Below are 7,084 nucleotides of genomic sequence, written 5' to 3'. Positions count from 1 at the left end.
CCTGGATGGGCCGCTGGCCTTCGACAATGCGGTTTCGGAAGAGGCCGCCAAGACCAAGGGCATCGTCTCGCCGGTCGCAGGGCGCGCCGACATCTTCGTGGTGCCGGACCTCGAAGCCGGCAACATGCTCGCCAAGCAACTCGAGTATCTGGCACACGCCCGCGTTGCCGGGATTGTGCTCGGCGCGCGAGTGCCGATCATCCTCACCAGCCGCGCCGACAAGACGCTAGCTCGGCTCGGCTCCTGTGCGATCGCGCTGCTGCTCGCCCGCCACACCACCGCGGCGCCGCCGCGCCTTTCCGGAGGTGCCGCATGAGCGATGTTCTGCTGGTCCTCAATGCGGGGTCTTCAAGTATCAAATTTGCGCTGTATGAAGCGCATACCGAACCGACCGCCGATCACCTGATATGCGAAGGCGGCATCGGCAGCCTCGGTCACCGGCCGCATTTCAAGGTGGTGAACAGCGACGGCTCGACCCGCTACGACACCTATCTGCCCGAGGGCAGCAGCCACGACGACGCGATGGCGGTGCTGATCGGTTGGATCGAAACGACGTTTCCCGAGCATCGGTTGAGCGCGGTCGGCCACCGCGTGGTCCATGGCGGCGCGCTGTTCGATGGACCGGTGGATGTGACGCCTGAGGTGATCGCCCAGCTTCGCGCGTTCGACAGGCTGGCGCCGCTGCATCAGCCGCACAACGTCTCGGCGATCGAGGCCCTGGCCAAGCTGCATCCGTCGCTGACCCAGATCGCGTGTTTCGACACCGCATTCCATCATCGCTTGCCGGAGGTCGCCACCGCCTTCGCGCTGCCGCGCGAGCTGACCGAACAAGGCGTCCGCCGCTACGGCTTTCATGGTCTCTCTTATGAGTACATCGCGGGCCGGCTGCCGGACGTCGCCGGACAGGCCGTCGCCGATGGCCGGGTGGTGGTGGCGCATCTCGGCGCCGGCGCCAGCATGTGCGCGATGCTGAGATGCCGCAGCATCGCCACCACGATGGGTTTCACCGCGCTTGACGGCCTGATGATGGGTAGCCGCTGCGGCGAGCTCGATCCGGGCGTGGTGCTATATCTGCTCGAAGAGAAGAGCATGACGCCGCGCGAGATCGAGGATCTTCTGTATCGCGAGTCGGGATTGCTCGGCGTGTCGGGCATCAGCGACGACATGCGCACGCTGCTCGCGAGCGACGATCCGCGCGCGTGCGAGGCGATTGAATTGTTCGTCTATCGCATTTCCCGTGAGCTCGGCTCGCTCGCCGCTGCACTCGGCGGGCTCGACGCGCTGGTGTTCACCGGCGGCATTGGTGAACACGCCTCGGAGATCCGGCGCCGCGTGTGCGAGCAGGCCGCCTGGCTCGGCGTGAGCCTCGATCCGGGCCTGAATACGAGCCTGTCGGGGGCTGGGCGGATCAGCGCACCAGACAGCAAAGTGTCGGCCTGGGCGATCCCGACCGATGAAGATCTGATGATCGCTCGCCATGTCTGGCGGCTTGCCGATGGTGGGCGCTGATCAGCCGGCGTCGGCGTTGGTCGGCCGCGTGGCCGGGGTGGTCTGGTCGTGCTCCGGCATGGTGCCGATCTCCGGCACCAACGGCGCCTGGTCGGTCCAGGAAGTGACCTCGCGCACTCGGCCGGGCCGGTTGCGCTTCACCGCATACAGCGCCTCATCGGCCTTGCGCAGCAATTCGTCGAGCGTGACGCCATCGGTCGGCGCCAGTGCGCTGCCGAAGCTGGCGCCGAGCATTACGGCTTCGCCGGCGATCGCGTAGGGCTCCGATAGCGCCGCGACGATCCGGCGACCGAGGTCATCGGCTGCTGCCGTATCCGAGACGTTGGCCTGCACCACGACGAATTCGTCGCCGCCGATCCGCGCCGCTAGGTCCTCGTCGTCCAGCAGTTCGGTCATCCGCCCGGCGACGGTGCGCAGAATCTCATCGCCGGCCGCATGGCCGAAGCGGTCGTTGGCTTCTTTAAAGAAATCGAGATCGAGGCTGATCACTGCGAAGCCTTCGCCATGGCGGGCCAGCCGCTTGGCGAGTTCGTTGAAGTGTTCGACCAGATGCCGCCGGTTCGGCAGATTTGTCAGCGCGTCGGCACGGGCGAGCCGCGTTGCTTCGGCGCGCAGCGTCAGTTGTTCGGCCGTGGTGGCGTGGATGTAATCGATCAGTTCGAGGCCGCCCAAGGCGAACAGCAGAAACAGCACCGCCTGAGCCACGTGCAGCAGGTCGAAATTCCACAGCGCTGCCGCGACTGCCGGGGTGACTGAGACCACCAGCGAGGCCTGCACGATCCACGGCCGGATCGAAAACCGCGTGGTGGTGCCGGCGCAATAGCCGAACACCAGACCGCCTGCGATCATATGTGCCGCGAGATCGGGCAGCAGGAAGCAGCGCACCGCGAAGGCACCGACGCAGACGCCGGTGGAGATCACGCCGACCGCGAGCCGGCGTTCCCATTGTTTTGCGGTTTCGACATCGAGAGGACGCTTTGCAACCGCGTGGTCGAACGCGAAACACAGCGCGAGTCGTCCCAGCGTCACCGCCATGCCGGTGAGACCGATCCCCGCCATCACCACATCGCGGGTCTGCCAGGCGACCGCGAGCCCGGTGGTCAGCATCGCGCAGCCCACCACCACGATGGGCCAGCGCGCGGTGTACAGCAACCGAACGAATTCGATGTAGACGGCGTTCGCGATCTTGCTGTTCGCGGTCATCAGAGGTGTCGATCTCGCAGCAGTGTGCCGCGTCAGACTGCCTGTGCCCGTTGCGACAGCGAGATACCTATTCCCACAATGCTGAATCCAGCGTGAAATCGGTTCCGCCTGCCGGAGTGTGGTGAATCGCCGCTTAATCGGTGAACGGCAGCGGCGAATTCGACCAATGACAGCGGCGGTTTACTCGGCCGCGCCGGAGCGCAATTTGAAGTGGCCGTAGCACGACGCGATTGGCTCGGCCGGATCGCGCTGATAGGCCTGCGCTTCGAACGCAACCACGCGGCGGCCCTGCTTGACGATCGACACCTTGGCGAAGGTATCGAGCGGCCGGCCCGAGCGCAGATAGTTCACCGTCAGCCCGATCGGCTTCGGCGCGGTGGCGAGGCCGATCTCACGGCGCACGCTGACGATCGCGGCGGTCTCCAGGAAGGCCCCGATCACGCCGCCATGCAGCGCCGGCAGAATGGGATTGCCGACCAGCTTCGGATCATACGGCATCATCGCCTGGGCATCGCCGTCGACGCGGATGCCGAGGAAGCGCGGATACGGGCTGATCGCCAGTGGCCCGCCGTCCGGATCGTCCGGCGCCACCAGCTCGGGTGCGGAGTCGAGCGTCACCTTCGGGGTCTGCCGCAGCATGTCGGTGCGATTGGCGCCGACCATGAACATCGCGGTCGCGGTGGCGATCGGAGCGTCTTCGGCGTCCTGATAGGCGGTGGCGCGGACGAACGCGATCGAACGGGTGAGGTGATAGCAATGCGCGTGCGCCCGCATCACCTGTCCGGGCGTCGCCGGCCGCAAGTAATCGATCCGCAGGTCGAGTGTGGCGATTGCGGTGCTGCCGGGCAACGCGAGCTGCACCGCCATGCCGCAGCTCTCGTCGAGCATCGCCGTGACGACGCCGCCATGGATCACGCCGGTCGAGATGTCGCCGACGAACACGGGATGATAGGGCAAGCTGCTCCACGCCTCCGCAGGAGCGTAGCGGTCGAGCTGCAGGCCGATGATGGCGCCGTGGATCGAGCGGCGGTTCTGAATCATCCGCGCTTTGTCGTCGAACGACATCACCGGATCGGGGATCGATTGGTCGGACATGAATTGGTTCTAGCAAGCGCTTGCGAAGCCGCAAAGCCGTCCGGTGCGGCACGACTACCATTTCGGCGCACGGCTGGTATGACTGTGTCCGGCCGGAGCGGCCGGCAGACGGGACGAGGGTTCGGGAATGCGTCGACTGATCGTGATGGTGCTGGGACTCTTGCTGGCGGTGCCGGCCTTGGCGGCGGAAGCGGTAGTGAAGGACGGAGACACCCTGCAGCTCGGCGACAAGGTCTTCCGGCTCGAAGGTGTCGATGCACCCGAGCTCGATCAGCGCTGCGTCAACCAGTTCGCCGATCCGTCGGCCTGCGGCCTCGAAGCCCGCGATGCGCTGGTCAAGCTGATCGGCGGCCGAAGCGTCACCTGCCGCGACCTCGGGCCGGACCCGGTGTTCAAGGGGCGCCGGCTCGGCACCTGTGCGATCGCCGGGGAAAGCGACAGCCTCAGCCGCCGCCTGGTGCAGGATGGCTTCGCCCTCAACGCCGCTGCCGGCGGCAAGGACCGCTTTGCCGGCGACGAGACCAAGGCCAAGGACGAGCGCAAGGGGCTGTGGCAGGGCTGCTTCGTCGCGCCGAACGACTTTCGCCGCTGGGACAAGGACGCCCCGCTGCGCGGCGCCGCCTGCCGCGAGGACAAGCATAGCGAGCTGATCGACGTGATGTTTCCCGATCAGCCGGCGATGCTGCCGGGCTGCACCATCAAGGGCAAGCTGGCGCGCCGCGCCCGCATCACCGGCAATGTCGGCGTGTATCAGATCCGCGGCTGCCCGAGCTACGCCAGTCTGACCAAGCCGAACCGCTGGTTCTGCTCGGAGGACGATGCCCGCGCCGCCGGCTTCCGCAAAGCCTACAACTGCCGGATCAAGCTGACGCCGTAACTCACGAGGTGCCGATGCCGCGGCGGCTCTCGACCAGCTTGACCATGACGGTCAGCGCCAGATTGGTCGGCGTCGGCACCCCGTGCGCGGCGCCGAGGCGAGCGACGGTGCCATTGAGAAAGTCGATCTCGCTCGGCTTGCCGCGCGCCAGATCCTGCGCAGTGGATGATTTCTGGCTCGGCATTGCGCCGGGCAGCGCCAGCGTCTTGGTGAGGACATCGTCGGGGACCCTGACGCCGCAGGCGCCGGCCACCGCGATGCATTCGTCGATCACGTTGCGGACCACCTGCTCGGTGCCGTCGATCGCCAGCAGCGCGCCGTAAGGCAGGTCGGCGACCGCCGACAGCGCGTTATAGGCGCAGTTCAGGATCAGCTTCGACCACAGCGCCTGATCAATGTCGGGTGCCACGGTGGTCGGGATCTTCGCCGCCGTCAGCGCGGCCGCGATGGCATCGCTTTGCGCCGAGGCGCCGATCAGCAATTCGCCGCGGCCATGATGCTTGACGTGACCTGGGCCGGCCATCTCGGTGCCGACATACACCACCGAGGCGATCACCGGATGGCCGATCGCGGCTTGCAGTCTCGCTGCGTTGTCGACGCCGTTCTGCAGGCTGAGGATCACGCTGTCCGGCTTTAGCCGCGGCTGCAGCGCGCTGCCTGCGGCTTCGGTATCGGCGGATTTGACGCAGAACAGCACCAGATCGGGCGGGGCGATCACAGCCGGCTCGGTGGCGGCCTTCAGCGGAATCATCTGCGTGCCGGTCTTGGTCTCCAGCCGCAAGCCGTTCGCTTCGATCGCGGCGACATGGTTCGGCCGTCCGATCAGCGTGACGTCATGGCCGTCCAGCGCCAGCAGCCCGCCGAAATAGCACCCGACCGCGCCGGCCCCCATCACCGCCACTTGCATTCCGTTCTCCCTTCCCGTGCGCCAACCAATGCGCAATGTTTCCTTCTTAAGGTTGGCGTTCAGCCGATGAAACCGGGAGTGGCGTGCGTGCACATCGATTTGAACCCGAAGCTCGACTTTCGCGACGTGCTGATCCGGCCCAAGCGTTCGGTGCTGTCGTCGCGGTTCGAGGCCAACATCAAGCGCGACTTCCGCTTTCGCCATTCCAGCCGGGCCTGGACCGGCTTTCCGCTGATCGCCTCCAACATGGACACCATCGGCACGCTGGAGATGGCGAAGGCCTTTAGGCCGTTCGGCGCGCTGGTCGCCCTGCACAAGTTCCATCATCCGGATCGGCTGGCCGAGTATCTCGCCGGCGACGACGAAGCCAATGTGTTCGTCACCGTCGGCACCGGCTCGGCCGATTGGGAGCGGCTATCGGCGGTGAAGGCCAAGGTCAAGGTGCCGATGCTGAACATCGACGTCGCCAATGGTTACACCGAAGCCTTCGTGCGCGCGGTGGCCAAGCTGCGAGACGAGAATCCGGATGCGATCATCATGGCCGGCACGGTGGTGACCGCCGAGATGACCGAGGCGCTGGTGATCGCCGGCGCCGACATCGTCCGCGTCGGCATCGGTTCAGGCTCGGTGTGTACCACGCGCGATCTCACCGGCGTCGGCTATCCGCAGCTCTCGGCGGTGATCGAATGCGCCGATGCGGCGCACGGCTTGAAAGGCCACGTCTGCTCCGACGGCGGCTGCGTCGTTCCCGGCGACCTCGCCAAGGCCTATGGGGGCGGTGCGGACTTCGTCATGCTCGGCGGCATGCTGGCCGGCCATGACGAGTGCGGCGGTGAATTGAAATATGCCGAGCAGGACGGGCAGAAGACGCCGACCAACATGGTGTTCTACGGCATGTCGTCGGAAACCGGGATGAACAAGTATCACGGTGGCGTCGCCGATTATCGCGCCGCCGAAGGCAAGACCGTGGAGGTGCCGTATCGCGGCCAGGTGCGCGCCACGGTCGAAAAGATCGCCGGCGGACTGCGCTCGGCGATGACCTATATCGGCGCCGAGAATCTCAAGGAAATTCCGAAGCGGACCACCTTCATCCTGGTGAACGCCCAGCGTAACACGGTGTTCGATCGCTGATCCGGTTGCCGACAGGTCCCACTGGTCTCTCCTCGTCATTGCGAGCGAAGCGAAGCAATCCAGAGACTCAGTGCACGGCCCTGGATTGCTTCGTCGCTTCGCTCCTCGCAATGACGGGGCCGGTCGGCTGCGGCGCAGAATGACTACGACGTCCGAAACCGCTCGACGAACTGCTGCAGCGTGACGGCAATCGCCGCGGTCTTGTCGCCGATGCGATATTCGGGGCCGGCGACCACCACCGACAGCCGGCGTTCGCCGATCGGCAGCGGCACCGCGACGCCGGCGAGGTCGCGGCTGTAATCGGCAAAGCTCTGGCAATAGCCGCGCTCGATGGATATCCGCAACTCTGCCTCGACCGCCTC

Annotated in this window: 7 protein-coding genes and 1 pseudogene; 4 read left to right on the top strand and 4 right to left on the bottom strand. The window is 66.1% G+C overall.

Annotated features, from left to right (window positions below; all coding sequences use genetic code 11):
- Together DYI24_RS17650 and DYI24_RS17645 are read left to right on the top strand one after the other, a co-directional pair.
- A partial coding sequence (locus DYI24_RS17650) for a phosphate acyltransferase (protein WP_249776389.1) occupies positions 1-316 on the top strand: 316 nt, incomplete at its 5' end.
- Positions 313-1,509 carry an acetate/propionate family kinase gene (locus tag DYI24_RS17645; protein ID WP_164573228.1) on the top strand — a complete coding sequence of 399 codons (1,197 nt, stop codon included), beginning with the start codon at positions 313-315 and terminating at the stop codon, positions 1,507-1,509. The genes DYI24_RS17650 and DYI24_RS17645, both read left to right, overlap by 4 nt.
- Here DYI24_RS17645 and DYI24_RS17640 read toward each other — a convergent pair whose 3' ends face one another.
- Complete coding sequence (locus DYI24_RS17640; protein ID WP_164573227.1) at positions 1,510-2,712, bottom strand: GGDEF domain-containing protein; 1,203 nt, start codon at positions 2,710-2,712, stop codon at positions 1,510-1,512. It lies immediately after the preceding gene.
- 180 nt (positions 2,713-2,892) lie between these two features.
- Complete coding sequence (locus DYI24_RS17635; protein ID WP_164573226.1) at positions 2,893-3,807, bottom strand: PaaI family thioesterase; 915 nt, start codon at positions 3,805-3,807, stop codon at positions 2,893-2,895.
- A 127-nt stretch (positions 3,808-3,934) separates the two neighbouring features.
- Between DYI24_RS17635 and DYI24_RS17630 the strand changes: the two genes are divergently transcribed.
- Positions 3,935-4,684 carry a thermonuclease family protein gene (locus tag DYI24_RS17630; protein ID WP_164573225.1) on the top strand — a complete coding sequence of 250 codons (750 nt, stop codon included), beginning with the start codon at positions 3,935-3,937 and terminating at the stop codon, positions 4,682-4,684.
- 1 nt (position 4,685) lies between these two features.
- Here DYI24_RS17630 and DYI24_RS17625 read toward each other — a convergent pair whose 3' ends face one another.
- Positions 4,686-5,591: a ketopantoate reductase family protein gene (locus DYI24_RS17625; protein ID WP_164573224.1), complete on the bottom strand. Its 906-nt coding sequence runs from the start codon at positions 5,589-5,591 to the stop codon at positions 4,686-4,688.
- An 87-nt stretch (positions 5,592-5,678) separates the two neighbouring features.
- Between DYI24_RS17625 and DYI24_RS17620 the strand changes: the two genes are divergently transcribed.
- Positions 5,679-6,722, top strand: a complete 1,044-nt coding sequence (locus DYI24_RS17620; protein WP_164573223.1) for a GMP reductase — start codon at positions 5,679-5,681, stop codon at positions 6,720-6,722.
- A gap of 143 nt (positions 6,723-6,865) precedes the next feature.
- Here the strand turns inward: DYI24_RS17620 and DYI24_RS17615 are convergent.
- Positions 6,866-7,084 (bottom strand): annotated as a pseudogene (locus tag DYI24_RS17615) (IclR family transcriptional regulator); the annotation flags it as partial.

It is taken from the genome of Rhodopseudomonas sp. BR0C11 (assembly GCF_010820945.1).
GTDB classification, from domain to species: domain Bacteria; phylum Pseudomonadota; class Alphaproteobacteria; order Rhizobiales; family Xanthobacteraceae; genus Rhodopseudomonas; species Rhodopseudomonas palustris_H.
This window is presented reverse-complemented; position numbering and strand designations above follow the sequence as displayed.

Coding starts and splice junctions, on each gene's coding strand:
- DYI24_RS17645 (WP_164573228.1), top strand. CDS start 313: ATGAGCGATGTTCTGCTGGTCCTCAATGCGGGGTCTTCAAGTATCAAA.
- DYI24_RS17640 (WP_164573227.1), bottom strand. CDS start 2,712: ATGACCGCGAACAGCAAGATCGCGAACGCCGTCTACATCGAATTCGTT.
- DYI24_RS17635 (WP_164573226.1), bottom strand. CDS start 3,807: ATGTCCGACCAATCGATCCCCGATCCGGTGATGTCGTTCGACGACAAA.
- DYI24_RS17630 (WP_164573225.1), top strand. CDS start 3,935: ATGCGTCGACTGATCGTGATGGTGCTGGGACTCTTGCTGGCGGTGCCG.
- DYI24_RS17625 (WP_164573224.1), bottom strand. CDS start 5,591: ATGCAAGTGGCGGTGATGGGGGCCGGCGCGGTCGGGTGCTATTTCGGC.